Consider the following 15,931-nt stretch of genomic DNA (forward strand, 5'->3'; position numbering starts at 1 on the left):
AGTTACTTCATGGTAAGTAGGGACACTTCCGAAAACCGGGCGCCGGAACACGTACAGTCGCTGGCCAGAGGCCTGTCGGTGATCCGCGCGTTCGACTCCGAGCACCCCGCGCTGACGCTCGCCGAGGTGGCCAGGGCCACCGGACTGACCCGGGCGGCGGCCCGCAGGTTCCTGCTGACGCTGGCCGACCTCGGCTACGTGCGGACCGACGGGCGGTTCTTCACGCTCACGCCGCGGGTACTGGAGCTCGGGTACGCGTATCTGTCGAGCATGTCGCTGCCCGAGGTCGCACAGCCGCACCTGGAACGGCTGGTGGCCGAGGTGCACGAATCGGCGTCCGTGGCGGTGCTCGACCAGGAGGACGTGGTCTACGTGGCCAGGGTCGCCACCTCGCGGATCATGCGGGTGACCATCAACATCGGCACCCGCTTCCCCGCGCACGTCACCTCGATGGGCCGGGTCCTGCTGGCCTGGCTGCCCCCCGCCGAACTCGACGCCTACTTCACCCGGGCGGAGCTGCGGCGTCACACCTCACGCACGATCACCTCGCCGATCCAGTTGCGCGCCGAGCTCGATCGGGTACGCGCGCAGTCCTGGGCCATGGTGGACCAGGAGCTGGAGGAGGGCCTGCGGTCGCTGGCCGCCCCCATCCGCGACTCGACCGGCCAGGTGGTGGCCGCGGTCAACGTCTCCACGCACGCCAGCCGTACCACCCCGGAGTCGGCCCGCCGCGACCTCCTGCCTTCCTTGCTCGCGACGGCGGCCCGCATCGAAACCGACCTCCACGCCACCGGCACCCCCCGCTTCCACGGCCGCCTCCCCTCCTAGCCCACTCCCCACCACCACCCGGCACCCCTCCCCGGCAGGCCGACCCCCGGCTGCGAGGCCCAGGCCCGACGCGCGGAAAGCGCCAGTGACATCCCACCTCGGGCACGGCGGGAGAAAACGGGAAGAGGGCGTTGGGACCGTGACCAGAGTTCAGACGCCCACGCGGCTGGTGTGCCGGAGGATCTCCGAGGCGATACGGGGCAGTGCCGGGGCGGGCAGGGTGTGCCCCATGCCTTCGATCGGCACCAGGACGCTGCCGGGAATCGCGGCGGCGAGCGCCCTGCCCTGCTCGAAGGGCGCCATGAGATCTTCCGTGCCATGGATCACCAGAGTGGGAGAGGTGATCGAGCCGACCAGCTCCGAACGGTCGCGGGAGGCCATCACCGCACGAACGTGATTCTGCATCGTGTGCGTCACGTCGCCGGCCCGGGTGAAATCGCGTGCGATGATCTCGCGCGTCGCCGCCTCGTCGAACGGTGCCAGCGAGCCGGACAGGATGCGGGCCAGGTCGAGCCGGGCCTGGATGAGCTGTTCGTCGGTGGCGGGTGGTTCGCTGAGCTGCCTGGTGTCCCATTCGACCAGTCGCGGGTGCCGCTCGGAGCCGCGGAACGTGCCGGTCTGGGGATCGAGCGCGGCGGCCGTGGACATGATGGCCGTCAGGGTGAGCACCCGCCCGGGGTGTCGCAGGGCGATCTCTTGAGCGATCATGCCGCCCATCGAGGCGCCGACCACGTGCGCGGCACCGACGCCCAGCCCGTCAAGCAGGCCGACCGCGTCATCGGCCAGGTCGGTCAGCGTGTACGGCCGCGCCGCGTAGTCGACCCGGCCGGACAGGCCGGTGTCCCGGTTGTCGTAGCGGACGACGTAGCGCCCGCCGTCCCGGAGCTTCCCGCACAGGTCGTCCGGCCAAGCCGTCCCCTGGGCTCCGAGCCCCATCACCAGCAGCACCGCCGGATCGGCCGGATCTCCCAGCGTCTCGCACCACAGGCGGAGATGCGGAGCCCGGGAGATGCGGAGGCGAGGAGGTCAGGGCAAGGGCTCTCCCCCGGGTGCAGGGGGCCTCGGGCGGGAGGAGCCCTGGGAGGGGCGTTCTCCGCGCGTGGCGGAGCGCGGGGGGTGGGGTGGGCGGGAGGTGGGGTGAGCGGGAGGTGGGGTGGGCGGGAGGTGGGGAGGGCGGGAGGTGGGGTGCGGGCGGTCAGGTGAGGGGGAAGCGGGGGGTGGTCGCGGTGAGGGTGGCCGAGGTGGGGGTGATGTGCCAGATGGCCGTCAGTTCGTCGGACACCGTCTGGGCGAGCTTGGTGACGTCCGTGGCCGCCGTGGCGTGCAGCGCCTCCGCCACGATCAGCACCGACGACGTCTCGGTCCGCACCGCCGAATACCCGCTCTGCCGGTTGGTCCACCGCCGGGCGTGCGCCCGCCCGGCCGCGTCGGCGAAGATGACCTCGCCGGCCTCCGGGTTCTCCACCTCACGGGAGAACGTCTCGTAGGTCTCGTCTCCGGCAGCGGGCCGTACGGTCAGGTCGCCCGTCACCCGCGCGAGGTCGATCGCGGCCACCGGCACCGCGAAGGCCAGCGAGATCGCGTTGCACAGATCGATCAGCGGGTGGATGCGCGGTAGTTCGCCCTCTTTCCTGAAGCGCCGCAGCAACGCCTCCGAAGCGCACCGGTACTGGGTGGGCTTGAGGCCCATCGCGGCGAACGTCCGCCGCCAGGCCTGGATCTCCGGCAGGTCGGACTCGGTACGGCCGGCCAGCCGTTCGGCGGCGATAGCGCTGAACCTGGCCACCTGCTCGCCGACCTCGGCCGTGGCGGTGACGCCGTCCGCGCGGACGACGCCGGCGGCCAGATCGGGGTGGGCCGACCACAGGGCGGTGGAGTGCTGGAAGTACATGGCCCACCAGCCTGCCGCGATTCCCACCCGATCGGCAAGACCAATCGCGGTCGCGCGGGCCGTACCATCACGCGGTCACATCAGGCCCGCGGCGGCGAGGAGTTTGCCGATACGGGCGGTCTCGTCGGCGTTGAGCGGGGTCTGGGGCGGGGCGGTGGCGGGGTGGTCGATGATGCCGCGCAGCCACAGGGCGGCCTTGAAGGAGCCGAGCCCGGCCGAGCTGCCGCCCATGCGCGACCCTCCGACGCGCACGATCTGGAAGAGGCGCACCAGCCGCTCCTGCTCCTCCCTGGCCGCTGCCGCGTCGCCGCGCGCCGCGGCGGCGGTCAGGCGGACGTAGCCGTGCGGGTCGACGTTCCCCAGCCCGGGTACGACGCCGTCGGCCCCCATGGCCAGGGCGGAGTCCACGGTGATCTCCGAACCGGTCAGCACGCTGAAGCCCGCGGGGCGGCCGAGGATGACCTGGCGCATGGCGCCGTCGTCGCCGCTGGAGTCCTTGAGCCCGGCGAGCGCGCCGTCCGCGGCCAGGTCGAGCAGCAGGTCGGCGGTGAGCTTGGTGTGGACGGACACGGGCAGGTCGTAGGCGTAGAGGGGCAGGCCGGCCCGGTCGGCGAGGATCCGGAAGTGGGTGCGGATCTCGGCGGGGTGGGTGCGGGTGTAGAAGGGCGCGGTGGCGACGAGGGCGTCGGCTCCGGCGGCGCGGGCGGCACGGGCGTGTTCCAGGACGCGTGGCGTGGTCATGTCGATCACCCCGGCCAGCACCGGCACCCGCCCGCCCACGTGGCCCACGACCGTCTCCAGTACGAGCGCGCGCTGCGCGTCGGTCAGGTAGGCCACCTCCGAGGAGGAGCCGAGCACGAACAACCCGTCCACGCCCCCCTCCAGCAGATGGTCGATCAGCCGGACGAGCGAGGGGACGTCCACCTCGTGCTCCGGCGTCATCGGGGTACATACCGGCGGAATCACACCGGTCAACATCATGCGCGCTCCTGGATCAGGTCGAGGTCTGTCGCCCCCGCGGTCACGGGGTGGTGGCAGTGGAAGAGGTGACCGCCCTCACGCAGTACGGCCGGCATCTCCGCGGCACAGGCGTCGTCGGCCCGCCAGCACCGGGTGCGGAAAGGGCAGCCGCTCGGCGGCCTGGTCGCCGACGGCACCGCGCCGACCAGCGGGATCGGGTTGATCGGCGAGATGAGCCCGGGGGTGGCGGAGAACAGCGCCCGCGTGTACGGGTGCCGCGCCCCGCCGGGCACGCCGGCGGCGGGAGCCTGCTCGACGATCCTGCCGAGGTACATGGTGACCACCCGGTCGCTCATCCGCCGCACGGTCTGAATGTCATGCGAAACGAACACGAGCGCCAGACCCAGCCGGGCCTTGAGGTCGAGCAGCAGGTTGAGTATCTGGGCCCGTACCGACACGTCGAGCGCGCTGGTCGGCTCGTCGGCGACGACGAGGCCGGGCTCCAGCGCGAGCGCCCTGGCCACGGCGACCCGCTGCCGCTGCCCGCCGGACAGCTGGCCGGGCAGCGCGTCGGCGGTGCTCTGGGGCAGGCCGACGAGGTCGAGCAGTTCGCGTACCCGCTCGTCGCGCCGGCGCGGGGTGCCACGGCGGTGCACGTTGAGCGGGTCGCGCAGCACCTGGGCGACGGGCAGTCGGCGGTTGAGCGCGGTGGACGGGTCCTGGAAGATCATGCCGACGCCGGTGCCGATCAGCTCGCGGCGTTCCGGCTCCTTCGTGGCCCACAGGTCGCGGCCCTGGACGCGTACGGTCCCCTCGGTGGGCCGCTGCAGCCCCACCAGCACTCTGGCCAGCGTGGACTTGCCGCATCCCGACTCGCCCACGACGCCGACGGTCTCGCCGGGCGCGACGGCCAGGTCGGCGGCGGTCAGCGCGTAGACGCGGTCGCGGGAGAACAGTCCGCCGGAGCGGGCCTTGTGCACGACGTGGACGCCGCTGACCTCGGCGATCGGTACGGGGGCGGCGGGTTCAGACATGCTCTTCTCCTCGGACTCCCGCCGGGGTGAGCGCGGGGTGGTGGCAGGCCACGGCGTGCACGTGCGCGTCGCCCTCCAGCGACGGCCGCGAGGTGTGGCAGAGCCCGCCGGCCATCGGGCAGCGGTCGGCGAAGCGGCATCCGGCGGGGAAGCCGGCCGGTGAGGGGACCACGCCGGGGATCTGGGTGAGCCGTTCCGCCCCCGACTCCAGTGACAGCACCGATCCGAGCAGGCCGCGGGCGTAGTGGTGCGCGGGCGCCCCGACCAGCGAGGCGGTGACGCCGGTCTCGACGATCTGCCCGCCGTACATGACGACCACGCGGTCGGTGACGTCGGCGACCAGCGCGAGGTCGTGCGAGACGAGCACGAGCGCGAACCCGAGCTCCTCCCGCAGCCGCAGCAGCAGCTCGATGACCTGCGCCTGCACGGTGACGTCGAGCGCGGTGGTGGGCTCGTCGGCGACGATCAGCTTGGGCTCGCGCGAGAGCGCCATGGCGATGAGCACCCGCTGCCGCTGCCCGCCCGACAGCTCGTGCGGGTAGGCGGAGAGCGTGCGACCGGCGTCGAGTCCGACCAGGGCCAGAAGGTCGGCGGGCCTGCGCCGGCCGCCGCGCCGGGTGAGCTGTTTGAGCTGGGCGCGGATGGTCATGGCGGGGTTCAGCGAGGAGAGGGCGTCCTGGTAGATCATCGCCATCTCGTGGCCGAGCAGCCGCCTGCGGGCGCGGCGCGGCAGGGCGATCAGTTCGCGCTGGCCGAAGCGGATGTGCCCCCGAACCCTGGCCTCGCGCGGCTGCAGGCCCATGATGGTCAGCGCGGTCAGCGACTTGCCGCAGCCGGACTCGCCGACCAGGCCGAGAACCTCGCCGGGCCGCACGTCGAAGGAGATGCCGTCGACGATGTCCACGCCGCCGTGCCGGTGCTCGAAGCCGATCGCGAGGTTCTCCACGGCGAGGATCGGCGGCCCCGTGGGCAGTGGGCGGGCGCGCTCGGCCAGGCGGCGCGCCGCCTCCTCCAGTCCGGGCAGCTCGGTGACCTGGCCGGAGCCGGGCACTGCCCGCTCGAAGGCGTCCTCGTCGCGGGCGGGCGGCGCGGTGCGGGCGGCGGGCGCGGCCCAGGCGTCGGAGATGCCCTCGGACAGGATGTTGAGCGCGAGCACCGTGAGCAGGATCAGCAGGCCGGGAAAGACCGTGGCCCACCAGCCGCCGAGCAGCACCATGTTCTTGCCGTCGGCGATGACGCTGCCCCAGGAGGGATCCGGCGGGCGTACCCCGGCGCCGATGAACGACAGCGACGCCTCGAACACGATCGCGTCGGCGACCATCACCGTGCAGAAGACCAGCACGGGCGCGGCGGTGTTCACCGCGACGTGCCTGATCACGATGTACGGCGTGCGCGCCCCGATGACCCGTTCCGCGGCGACGTAGTCCTCCCCGTACTGGGCCAGCACGTTGGCGCGCACGACGCGGGCGACCGACGGCATGTACAGGAAGGCCATGGCCATGACGAGCACCGGGACGCTGCCGCCGAAGACGGCCACGAGCACGGCGGCCAGCGCGATGCCGGGGAAGGCCATGACCACGTCGAGCAGGCGCATCAGCGTCTCGTCCACGGCCTTGCGGGAGGTGGCGGCGATCGCGCCCACGAGCGCGCCGGCCAGCAGGGCCAGGCCGGTGGCGCCGAGGCCGATGAGCAGGGAGAAGCGCGCGCCGTACAGGAGCCTCGACAGGATGTCGCGGTTGGCGCTGTCGAGTCCCATCCAGTGCGCGGCCGACGGGCCGCCGCCGGCGGCCTCCTGGAAGTACGGCGAGTGCGGCGCCAGCAGCGGCGCGAGCAACGCGGCGAGCACGACCAGCGCGATCATCACGACGGCCGCCCACGACAGCGGCGGCAGGCGGCGGAAGCCGATGCCCGGCCGGGCCAGCCGATCGGCGAGTCCTCGTCTCATGCGGCGCTCCTGAGGCGGGGGTTGACCAGCAGGTACAGGATGTCGACGACCAGGTTGACCAGCATGAACCCGACCGCGATGGTCAGCACCACGCCCTGCACCACGGCGGGGTCGCCGTCGCGCACCGCGTTGATCATGAGCTGGCCCATGCCGGGCAGGCCGTAGATCTGCTCGATCACGACCGCGCCGCCGATGAGGTAGCCGATGCGCAGGCCGAGCACGGTCAGCGGGTTGATGAGGGCGTTGCGCAGCACGTTGCGGCCGACCACGACGACCGGCGGCAGGCCGCTGCCGATGGCGGTGCGGACGTAGTCGCGGTCGAGCTCCTCGACCATCGAGGTGCGCACGATGCGGATCAGCTGGGCGGCGACGGGCAGCGACAGCGACAGGGCGGGCAGCGTCATCGAGCGCAGCCAGCCGGCGGTGGAGTCGGCGGGGTTGATGTAGCCGCCGGTCGGGAACAGCCCCTCCCCCACGGCCAGCCATTGGATCATCAGCAGGGCCAGCCAGAACGCCGGGGCGGCCACGCCGACCAGCGACACCAGGCGGATCACCTGGTCGGGCCAGCGGTCGCGGAACAGCGCCGCGGTGACGCCGAACACCAGCGCCAGCACCGTCGCGACGGCCAGCCCGAGCAGGGTGAGCTGGAGCGTCAGCGGCAGCGCGGTGAGCACGGACTCCAGCACCGGCTTCTTCGTGAGCACGCTGGTGCCCATGTCGCCGGTGGCCAGTTCGCCGACGAAGCGCAGGTAGCGCACGGGCAGCGGGTCGAGCAGGCCGTTCTCGAGCTGGAACTGGCGGATCTGCTCGGCGGTCGGGTTGGCGCCCTGGAAGTAGGCGTACTCGGGCTTGCTGGAGGAGAAGCGCATCACGACGAAGACGAACGCGATGACGCCGAGCAGCAGCGGGACGAGGATCAGGACGCGGCGGACCAGCATCCGGGCGACGAGGATCATGTCCTCTTGGCCTGCAGGAGGTTGATGCCCGGGTAGGCCTGGGCGCGTACGCCGGACAGCTTCTTCGGGTCCCAGGCGGTCATGAGCTCGGTGTGGACGACCGGGTAGAGGACGGCCTGCTCAGCGATCACATCCAGATATTTCTGGACCAGGGCGGTCTTCTGGGCTTTATCCGGCTCGCGGGTGGCCTCGTCCATCATGCGGAACAGATTCTTGGCGTCTTTGCTCGCCTCCCAGTGGGAGTACTTCATCCACAGGCCGTCGGGCACGTAGTTGTAGTGCAGGATCAGGTCGGCGTCCATGCCGAACTGGTTGGGGTTCGATGCCGCCGCCACCACCTGGTAGTCCTGCATCTGGTCCATCTTCGCGAACAGCGCCGCGGTGTCCTGCGGCTCGAGCGTGGTCTTGACGCCGATCGCCTCCCAGGAGGCGGCGATCGTGGGCAGGCAGTCGGCCAGCCAGCTCACGTTGACCGCCATGAGATTGACCGTCAGGTTGGTGACGCCCGCCTCCTTGAGCAGCGCCTTGGCCTTGTCCGGGTCGTGGTCGTAGACGACCGCGGCGCGCTTGTGGTCGGGGTGGCCCTCGTTGAGGAACGAGCTGGAGGGCGTGCCGTGGCCCTTGAGCGCCACGTCGATCATCTTCTTGCGGTCGATGGCGTAGTGGAGCGCCTGCCGTACGCGCACGTCGTCGAAGGGTTTGGCGGCGGTGTTGAACATGAGGAACAGGTGGTTCATGCCCTTACCGCCCTCGACGTTCAGGCCCTGCTGCTTGAGCCGGTCGATGTTGGCGTAGGGGATGTTGTCGGCGATCTGGGCCTCGGCGCCGCCGCCGGAGATCTTGGCCACGCGGGCGGCGGCGTCCACGATGGTCAGCCAGTTCATGCGCTTGGCGGTGGCGGGGCGCGGTCCGTTGTAGCCGGCGAAGGCCTCGAAGGCGGTGTTGGACTTGGGATTGTGCGCGGTCATCTTGTAGGGACCCGAGCCGACCGCCTTGCCGCCCTTGGCCGCGTCCCAGCCACCGGCGGCGCCGAAGACGTGCTTGGGCATGATCTTGGCGATGGTCAGGCGCGGCGCCGCGTCGGGGAAGGGGAAGTTGAAGACCAGCTCGACGCTGCGCTCGCCGGTCTTCCTGACCTCCTTCAGCCAGGCCTTGAAGAAGTTGCCGACCAGCACGTTGGCCGCCGGGTCCAGGACCCGCTCGAAGGTGAAGACCACGTCGTCGGCGGTCACGGGCTTCCCGTCGTGCCACGTGGCGCCCTCGCGGAGGGTGAAGGTCCAGCTCGTCGCGTTGAGGTCCGCCGGCAGCGCCGTCGCCAGCGCGGGGTACGGCTCGCGCGTGATCGGATCGGTGTCCAGCAGGCCTTCGTAGATGTGGGAGATGCCGGCCATCGCGAAGGCCGACGCCGTCTGGGTGGGGTCCCAGCTCTGGTCGTTGCCGTAGCCGATGACGGCGGTGATGAGGTCCTTGTCCGATCCGGCGCCGACGGAGCCGGTCGAGGCGGGGCCGCCGCTGCAGGCGGCGACGGTGGCGACGACGAACGCCGAGGCGCTGGTATAGCGCAGGAAGTCGCGGCGGCTGAACTCAGAGCTCACGGATGCCTCCTGGGGGATACGCTGGCCGGATGTGGCCAGGGGTAGAACGTGGGACATCCCATGTCCTATCTTGTGCGTAACGTGGACGCTAAGCCGGGAGAGAGCTTGCGGTCAACGGATGGTTTCCGGAATGTTACGCAGTGATCGCCAAGAAGGGGCTCTACATGCGTTCACGACCCAGCCGTGCCGTCGAGGCCCAGGAGGCCGTCAAGGAGATCATTCTCGGGCGCGGCCTGGCCGCTGGGGATCCCCTGCCCACCGAGTCCGAGCTCATGGAGGAGCTGGGCATCAGCCGCAACTCGGTCAGGGAGGCGCTCAAGGCGCTCCAGGCCGTCGGCATCGTCGACATCCGCCACGGCTTCGGCATGTTCGTCGGCCGGATGTCGCTGGCCGGCCTCGTGGACGAGCTGACCTTTCACAGCCGCATCACCCTGCAGGACGGCCGCAGCCACATCGCCCACCTCGTGGAGATCCGCGAGATGCTGGAGACCGGCCTCGTCCAGAAGCTCATCGACCTGGGCCCGGAGGCCGACCTGTCGGCCGCCGCCGAGGCCATGGCCAGGATGGAGGACGAGGCCGAACGCGGCGGGGTTTCCCCCGAGATCGACCGGCTCTTCCACGACGTGCTCTACCGCCCGCTGGGCAACCCCCTGGTCAGCCAGTTGCTCGGCGCGTTCTGGGACGTCTACCACCAGTTGCGCGATCAGATCGGTGCCCCGGACGAGCCGCCCGCCGACGTCGCCCGCCGTCACCGCGACATCTACGCCGCGGTGACGGCCGGCGACAAGAGCGCCGCGATCACCGCCGTCCGCGCCCACTTCGAGGGGGTACGCAACCGGGTGGCCCGGCTGGGCATCCCTCAGAGGTAGACGCGGGGGTCGGCGCGCAGGCCGCGCGTCAGCCGTACCTTGATGAACTCGTTGTCGTCGGCCGCGCCCGCGGTGCGGCCGGAGGAGAACGGGAAGTTGTTGTCGTTGAGGATGCCCAGCGTGCGGTCGTCGAGGATGATGACGTCCTCGATGGTCTGGAACGGGAAGGTGAAGGTGGCGCCGCCCGGGGCGGCGAGGTCGAGCAGGTCGGCCACCTGGGTCTTGTCGAGGGCGCCGTCGCGGTCCCTGTCACGGGTGTCGGCCAGGTAGACGCGCTTGAAGCGGGCCTCGGCCCCCTGCAGGTTGTCCCTCTCGATGATCAGGAAGCGGTGGCGGTCCACGGCGATGGCGTCGCCGATCGCGTGCGAGGGGTCCTCCAGGCGGTAGGTCCAGCGGCGCTCGCCGTAGGCGCGCTCGCGCGGGTCGAACTCGTACATGCGCAGCGTGCCCGCGGGGTCGCCGGTCACGGTCCCCTCCAGCAGCGGGTACAGGCGGCGCCCGTCCACGGACCTGGCCATGCCCTCGAAGCCCTTGCTGCGGCCGAGGTTCGGCTGCTCGCCGTTGAGGCCGGGGTTCTCGGGGGCCTTCACGCCGGGCAGCGGAACCGGAGCGTCGAGCAGCTCACCGCGCGCGTTGGCGTGCAGCAGGAACGGGCCGAACTCGTCGCCGAACCAGTAGGTGCCGTCAAGCGAGCGCACGATCGACTCGACGTCGAAGTCGGCGCCGGTCAGCTTGCGGTCGGGGCGGCTGAGCGGGAAGGGCACGAGCCCGCGCGGGTCGGACAGGTTGAAGCCGCCGCGCAGGCCCAGCTTCTTCGTCCGGAAGTCGGGGCGTACGTGGTGCACGCGCAGCAGGAAGTCGGCGCTGTTGGCCTTGGCGCCGAAGCCGTTGTCCGACAGGACGTCGTAGCCTCCGTCGTGGCGGCGGGCGATGCCGCTGAAGCCCTGCACGGGCTGGCCGGGGAAGGGCGGCGTGAGCCCGTTGATGGGCGCCGTGCCCAGCTGCGCGCCGGACCGCTCGCTGCCCGGCACGTACGTCTGCGCGGGCAACGACGCGAACCCGGCCAGGACGGCCCTGCCGAAGCCGCGCTCGGGGGTGGCGGTGGCCGGGACCGCGGCGCTCCCGAAGGCCAGCGCGCCGGCGCACATCAAGATGGCGAAACGTCTCATGGCGCGCACCCTAGGCCGGTCAGGTAACGGGAGGCGGAACACCATGCGAACCCACACCGATGCGAGAGCGCTCTCATCGAGGTTGACACGGCATCAACCGTATGTTTCCTTCAGGTGTGAGAGCGCTCTCTGCACCGTCCACCCCCGCTAGGAGCAGTGATGCCGCGCCGCCGTCTCGCCGTCGCCGCGGCCGCCTTGTCGGCCGCCCTCTCCCTCGTCCTGTACGCCGCTCTCGCCGCCTCGGCCGCCGTGCCGCCCCCGCCCTCCGGGTGGTCGCTGGTCTGGGCCGACGACTTCAACGGCCCCGCCGGATCGTTACCGGACTCCGGCAACTGGATCATCGACACCGGCCACTCCTACCCGGGCGGCCCCGCCAACTGGGGCACCGGCGAGATCCAGAACTACACCTCCAGCCCCTCCAACCTCAGCCTCGACGGAACCGGCAACCTGCGCATCACCCCGCACGGCGCCAACCGCGACTGGACCTCCGCCCGCATCGAGACCCGCCGCTCCGACTTCAAGCCCGCCGACGGCCGCGTGCTGCGCATCGAGGGCCGGATCCAGATGCCCAACGTGACCGGGCAGGCCGCGCTCGGCTACTGGCCGGCGTTCTGGGCGCTCGGCTCGCCGTACCGGGGGAACTACTGGAACTGGCCGGGCATCGGCGAGTTCGACATCATGGAGAACGTCAACGGCATCAACTCGGTGTGGGCCGTGCTCCACTGCGGTGTCGCGCCCGGCGGGCCGTGCAACGAGTTCAGCGGCCTCGGCGCCAGCCGCGCCTGCCCCGGCGCCTCCTGCCAGTCGGCCTTCCACACCTACCGGTTCGAGTGGGACCGCAGTGTCTCGCCCAACCAGTTGCGCTGGTACGTGGACGGCCAGCAGTTCCACTCGGTCAGCCAGTCGCAGTTCGACGCCGCGACCTGGAACAACATGACCGGTCACGCCGGCTACTTCATCCTGCTGAACGTGGCCATGGGCGGCGCCTTCCCCGACGGCGTGGCCGGCTTCTCCACCCCCACCGCCGCGACCATCTCGGGGCGTCCGATGGTCGTCGACTACGTGGCCGTCTGGCAGAGCGGCACCACCGGCCCCACCGATCCGCCGGGTGGCGTCGACGCCCGCTCCACCATCCAGGCCGAGCGCCACCAGGCCCAGTCGGGCACCATCGTCGAGACGACCACCGACACCGGCGGCGGCCAGAACGTCGGCGCGATCACCAACGGCGACTGGCTGCGCTTCGACAACGTCAGCTTCGGCGGCACCGCCGCCACCCAGTTCCGCGCCCGGGTGGCCTCCGGAGCCGCGGGCGGGGTGAGCGGGCTCGTCCAGGTCCGCCTCGGCAGCCCGACCGCGCCGCCGATCGGCGACTTCGCGCTGGCGAACACCGGCGGATGGCAGAGCTGGCGCACCATACCCGCCAACATCTCACCGGTGACCGGCACCCATACGGTCTACCTGACCTTCAGCAGCGGCCAGCCGGCCGACTTCGTCAACGTCAACTGGTTCACCTTCTCCACTAACTGACCCGCACGCAGTACGCGTTGAGCGCGGTGGTGAAGTCCCGCAGGCGGTACTGGGCGGCACGGGCGTCGGCGTAGCCGGCGTGCCCGAGCCTCACCAGGAAAGGGCTCCGGCTGGCGCCGAGCCTGACGAAGGCGGTCGCCCACGTGGCGTAGTAGCCGTCTCCGACGATCGGCGTCAGCGCGGCGCTCGCCAACGCCGCGCACGCCTCGCGGTCGGTGACCGTGCCGGGCGGGCCCGGCGGCGGGACGGCGTTCCCCGGGCTGACGAAGCTGCCGGTCTGCCGGAAGTCGACGAAGCCGTACTGCAGCAGCCAGGTCGGCGCCGTCCCGGCGACCCACAGCGCCGACGCCCCCAGCGCGGCGAGCGCCAGCGTACGGCGCAGCCACGCACGCGCCGGGCGCACCACGGGCCGGGCGGGAGCCGAGGACGTCAACGCCACGAGGGCGCGTACCGCGCTCACCGCGCCCGCCCCCAGCAGGCTCACCGGCACCCCGAAGCCGAACACGCCGATGCACAGCGCGGCGAACTGGGACAGGAGGTCCGCGGCCACGCACTGCCCGGTGGCACACGTCCGGGCCAGCGGCTGCCACACGATCGCCACCGAACAGCCCAGTCCCCCGGCGACCGCCCCCAGGACGGCGTGCGAAGGACCCAGCCCGCGGCCGGTGAACGCCGACGCCACGACCGCGGTCAGCGTCTGCAGCAGCCCCAGGACGACGACGATCGCGGCGGCCACGGCCATCATGTCGCCGAGGGAGTCGGTACGCACGCCCGGACGGAACCCGGCGATCAGCGACAGCAGTATCGGCTCCGGCGTGGCCAGCTCGGCGACCACCACCAGCGACGTCAGGACCGCGGCGGGGGCGAGCGCCACGAGCGGCCTGACCCGGGCGGCCGGCAGGGCGAACTCCTGCGGCGAGTCCAGGTAGAGCCGCCGCCCCCGCGCCCGCGAGGTGTACAGCAGCCAGGAGCCCAGCGGATACAGCGCGGCCAGGAGCAGGACGGTCAGCTTCCCGGAATCGAACACCGACACCAGGACCGCCCAGACGGCCGTGCCGGGCGCGCGCGTCTCCATGCCGATGATGGCGGACATGACCCAGGCACCGAGAAAGGGCCCGAACAGCAACGTGGCCGGCACCAAGGCGCCCAGATAGACGGGCAGCAGCGTGCGCGACCTCGCCACGGGCAGCCACGCGTCGGCGCACGCCGACAGCCAGCGCACGAACGTCACGCACAGCACGAGCAGGAAGAGCGCCATGGCCGCGGCGGCCACGGGCGCGGCGGCGATGGACTCCGCCCAGGACAGGCGCATCCGGCTCGGCGCGCCCAGCAGGCCCAGGACGATTCCCGCCGCCAGCGCCACCCCCGCCGCGACGCCCCTGGGCGCCGGGCGACCGGCCGCCATGGCCGCGAGCGTGGCACGGAACGCCCCGGCCAGCAGGATCGCCGCCACGGGCAGACCCGCGAGCAACGCGCTCACCTGGTAGGCGAGCAGATCCACGTTGCTCAGCCACAGGCTGACGAACTCCATCAGATGCGGCAGCACCAGCCCGGCCGCGACCCCGGCGCCCAGTGCCTCGCCCGGCATCCACCGCAGCAGCCGCCCCGGCTGCCGGACCACCTCGGCCCGGTCGGCCGCGCGCGGATGCAGGCGCAGGAGCCTGACCAGGCTGCCCTTCACATCGCCCCGGGACTCGACCGGGGCGCCGCCGGACATCGCCGCCCGCACGTCCGCGTAGTGCTCGCGGGCGCGCAGCACCGACGCCGCCAGCAGGACCACCAGGATGGTGCCGATCAGGGTCCTGATCGACAGGGGCGCCAGCCGTACCGGATCGAAGATCGCGATGTGGACCAGCAGCGGCGCGCCGACCAGCACCGCGAAGACCCACACGGCCGACAGCGTGAGGCTGGTCAGGTCCACGTCGCGGTTGCGGAGGTGGGCCAGCTCGTGCAGGACGATCGCCCTCAGCTCGCTGCGGTCGCCGCGCCGCGTGGCCTCGTGGAGCGTTCCGATGTTGAGGCGCAGGTAGTAGCGCGGGTAGCGGCCGAACGCGCGCCCGCCCGGCGTGCCGCGGTTGGCGTCGAGAAGCACCTCGGGCGTACGGCGCAGCCCCTCCTCGGCCGCCAGCCCCGCGACCAGGCCCGACAGGTCCTCGCCCGCGGGCACCAGATGCTGGCGGGCGATCGTCAGCCGGGGCCTGACCAGGTACAGGACCAGGATCGCGACGGCCACCGCCAGCATGGCGCCCAGCGCGACCGCGGCCCGCTCCAGGCCGACCGCGCGCAGGCAGCCGAGGTAGCCGGCGGCCAGCGCCCGCGCGTCCTGGCCGCCGGCTCGGGTGGCGGCGTCGGCGGCGAGGTCGCAGGGCGCGTAGGCCGCGCGCCACCGCGAGGTACCGCCCGCGACCAGGTCGATGGAGGAGGCCGCGGCCGCGAGCACGATCGTGACCAGCAGGACGAAGCGGGAGGTGGTCGCCGCCGGTAACAGGAACGGGTTGCCGGGACGCTCCCCGCCGCTCACTGGGGAGGGGTCCAGTCTCGGCGGCTCCAGCGTTCCACGGCGCGTTCGGCGATGGCCTCCGCGTGGTCGCGGCCGGCGGCCTCCAGTTCCTTGACGATGCGCCGCCTGACCTGGTCGGCCGACTCACCCAGCTCGGGCACCGGCGCCTCCGGGCCGCCCGCCCTGCGGCGCTCGCGCCAGCGCCGCAGCCTGGACCTGCCGTCGCGCACGCCGATGACCACCATCTCGGTCATGAGGCCGCCCACGACGCCCCACAGCAGGTTGGTGAGGGTGGGGTCGCCCAGGTCGATGCCGGAGGCGCCGGGCTCGTCGCGGGCCCGGCGCGCGCGGCGGGCGGCTCCGGGAGCGGCGAAGTACACGCCGGTCATCAGGTCGAAGTCGGGGAGTTCCTGGGGGGCGAACTCGGCCACCAGCGCGCGTACGAGCGCACGGCGAGCACCGTCACTGTCCGTCGTCACGCCCGCACTGTAGATCGGCCCGGGGCCCGGGGAAAAGCATTGACGGGGAGGAGGCAACCCCTGACACGCAATCGGTCAGCAATCGGGGCGCGTACGCGTCTTCGCCTGAGGCGGCCGGCGCCCGGTCCAGGGCCAGCTTGGCACGCCGGTAGACGACGCACCGCGCCTCCCATTCCAT

General features: G+C 72.1%; 13 protein-coding genes. 3 read left to right on the forward strand and 10 right to left on the reverse strand.

Translation table 11 applies throughout. The annotated features are described in order from the left end of the window. Window positions 1-9 precede the first annotated feature (9 nt). A complete protein-coding gene (locus tag ACIBKY_RS18035; RefSeq protein WP_397097786.1) occupies window positions 10-828 on the forward strand; it encodes an IclR family transcriptional regulator in 819 nt (272 codons plus the stop codon). A 150-nt stretch (window positions 829-978) separates the two neighbouring features. Here ACIBKY_RS18035 and ACIBKY_RS18040 read toward each other — a convergent pair whose 3' ends face one another. From ACIBKY_RS18040 to ACIBKY_RS18070, 7 genes are all read right to left on the reverse strand, one after another. After that, window positions 979-1,776 carry an alpha/beta fold hydrolase gene (locus ACIBKY_RS18040; RefSeq protein WP_397097787.1) on the reverse strand — a complete coding sequence of 266 codons (798 nt, stop codon included), beginning with the start codon at window positions 1,774-1,776 and terminating at the stop codon, window positions 979-981. A gap of 247 nt (window positions 1,777-2,023) precedes the next feature. Beyond that, complete coding sequence (locus tag ACIBKY_RS18045; RefSeq protein WP_397097788.1) at window positions 2,024-2,719, reverse strand: B3/4 domain-containing protein; 696 nt, start codon at window positions 2,717-2,719, stop codon at window positions 2,024-2,026. Window positions 2,720-2,794: 75 nt separating this feature from the next. Continuing rightward, complete coding sequence (locus ACIBKY_RS18050) at window positions 2,795-3,700, reverse strand: dihydrodipicolinate synthase family protein (protein ID WP_397097789.1); 906 nt, start codon at window positions 3,698-3,700, stop codon at window positions 2,795-2,797. Further along, a complete protein-coding gene (locus ACIBKY_RS18055; RefSeq protein ID WP_397097790.1) occupies window positions 3,697-4,713 on the reverse strand; it encodes an oligopeptide/dipeptide ABC transporter ATP-binding protein in 1,017 nt (338 codons plus the stop codon). The genes ACIBKY_RS18050 and ACIBKY_RS18055 overlap by 4 nt, the downstream gene beginning before the upstream one ends. Further along, window positions 4,706-6,658 (reverse strand): dipeptide/oligopeptide/nickel ABC transporter permease/ATP-binding protein, encoded by a 1,953-nt coding sequence (locus tag ACIBKY_RS18060; protein WP_397097791.1) that lies wholly within the window; start codon window positions 6,656-6,658, stop codon window positions 4,706-4,708. The genes ACIBKY_RS18055 and ACIBKY_RS18060 overlap by 8 nt, the downstream gene beginning before the upstream one ends. Continuing rightward, entirely contained in the window at window positions 6,655-7,614 is a 960-nt protein-coding gene (locus tag ACIBKY_RS18065; protein ID WP_397097792.1) for an ABC transporter permease, read from the reverse strand. The genes ACIBKY_RS18060 and ACIBKY_RS18065 overlap by 4 nt, the downstream gene beginning before the upstream one ends. Then, window positions 7,611-9,209, reverse strand: coding sequence for an ABC transporter substrate-binding protein (locus ACIBKY_RS18070; protein WP_397097793.1), 1,599 nt, complete (start codon window positions 9,207-9,209; stop codon window positions 7,611-7,613). The genes ACIBKY_RS18065 and ACIBKY_RS18070 overlap by 4 nt, the downstream gene beginning before the upstream one ends. A 164-nt stretch (window positions 9,210-9,373) precedes the next feature. Between ACIBKY_RS18070 and ACIBKY_RS18075 the strand changes: the two genes are divergently transcribed. After that, entirely contained in the window at window positions 9,374-10,078 is a 705-nt protein-coding gene (locus tag ACIBKY_RS18075) for a FadR/GntR family transcriptional regulator (RefSeq protein ID WP_397097794.1), read from the forward strand. Here the strand turns inward: ACIBKY_RS18075 and ACIBKY_RS18080 are convergent. Continuing rightward, complete coding sequence (locus tag ACIBKY_RS18080; protein WP_397097795.1) at window positions 10,069-11,247, reverse strand: esterase-like activity of phytase family protein; 1,179 nt, start codon at window positions 11,245-11,247, stop codon at window positions 10,069-10,071. The genes ACIBKY_RS18075 and ACIBKY_RS18080 overlap by 10 nt on opposite strands. Window positions 11,248-11,406: 159 nt before the next feature. Between ACIBKY_RS18080 and ACIBKY_RS18085 the strand changes: the two genes are divergently transcribed. Continuing rightward, complete coding sequence (locus ACIBKY_RS18085; RefSeq protein ID WP_397097796.1) at window positions 11,407-12,774, forward strand: glycoside hydrolase family 16 protein; 1,368 nt, start codon at window positions 11,407-11,409, stop codon at window positions 12,772-12,774. On the opposite strand, the gene ACIBKY_RS18090 is transcribed toward ACIBKY_RS18085, so the two are convergent. Together ACIBKY_RS18090 and ACIBKY_RS18095 are read right to left on the reverse strand one after the other, a co-directional pair. After that, complete coding sequence (locus tag ACIBKY_RS18090) at window positions 12,767-15,295, reverse strand: M48 family metalloprotease (RefSeq protein ID WP_397097797.1); 2,529 nt, start codon at window positions 15,293-15,295, stop codon at window positions 12,767-12,769. The two genes, ACIBKY_RS18085 and ACIBKY_RS18090, sit on opposite strands and share 8 nt — an antisense overlap. Then, a complete protein-coding gene (locus tag ACIBKY_RS18095; RefSeq protein WP_397097798.1) occupies window positions 15,292-15,753 on the reverse strand; it encodes a hypothetical protein in 462 nt (153 codons plus the stop codon). Before ACIBKY_RS18095 ends, ACIBKY_RS18090 begins: the two co-directional genes overlap by 4 nt. Window positions 15,754-15,931 lie beyond the last annotated feature (178 nt).

This window comes from Nonomuraea sp. NPDC050394 (genome assembly GCF_044459065.1).
Taxonomy (GTDB): Bacteria; Actinomycetota; Actinomycetes; order Streptosporangiales; family Streptosporangiaceae; genus Nonomuraea.

Coding starts and splice junctions, on each gene's coding strand:
- ACIBKY_RS18035 (WP_397097786.1), top strand. CDS start 10: ATGGTAAGTAGGGACACTTCCGAAAACCGGGCGCCGGAACACGTACAG.
- ACIBKY_RS18045 (WP_397097788.1), bottom strand. CDS start 2,719: ATGTACTTCCAGCACTCCACCGCCCTGTGGTCGGCCCACCCCGATCTG.
- ACIBKY_RS18050 (WP_397097789.1), bottom strand. CDS start 3,700: ATGATGTTGACCGGTGTGATTCCGCCGGTATGTACCCCGATGACGCCG.
- ACIBKY_RS18055 (WP_397097790.1), bottom strand. CDS start 4,713: ATGTCTGAACCCGCCGCCCCCGTACCGATCGCCGAGGTCAGCGGCGTC.
- ACIBKY_RS18060 (WP_397097791.1), bottom strand. CDS start 6,658: ATGAGACGAGGACTCGCCGATCGGCTGGCCCGGCCGGGCATCGGCTTC.
- ACIBKY_RS18065 (WP_397097792.1), bottom strand. CDS start 7,614: ATGATCCTCGTCGCCCGGATGCTGGTCCGCCGCGTCCTGATCCTCGTC.
- ACIBKY_RS18075 (WP_397097794.1), top strand. CDS start 9,374: ATGCGTTCACGACCCAGCCGTGCCGTCGAGGCCCAGGAGGCCGTCAAG.
- ACIBKY_RS18080 (WP_397097795.1), bottom strand. CDS start 11,247: ATGAGACGTTTCGCCATCTTGATGTGCGCCGGCGCGCTGGCCTTCGGG.
- ACIBKY_RS18085 (WP_397097796.1), top strand. CDS start 11,407: ATGCCGCGCCGCCGTCTCGCCGTCGCCGCGGCCGCCTTGTCGGCCGCC.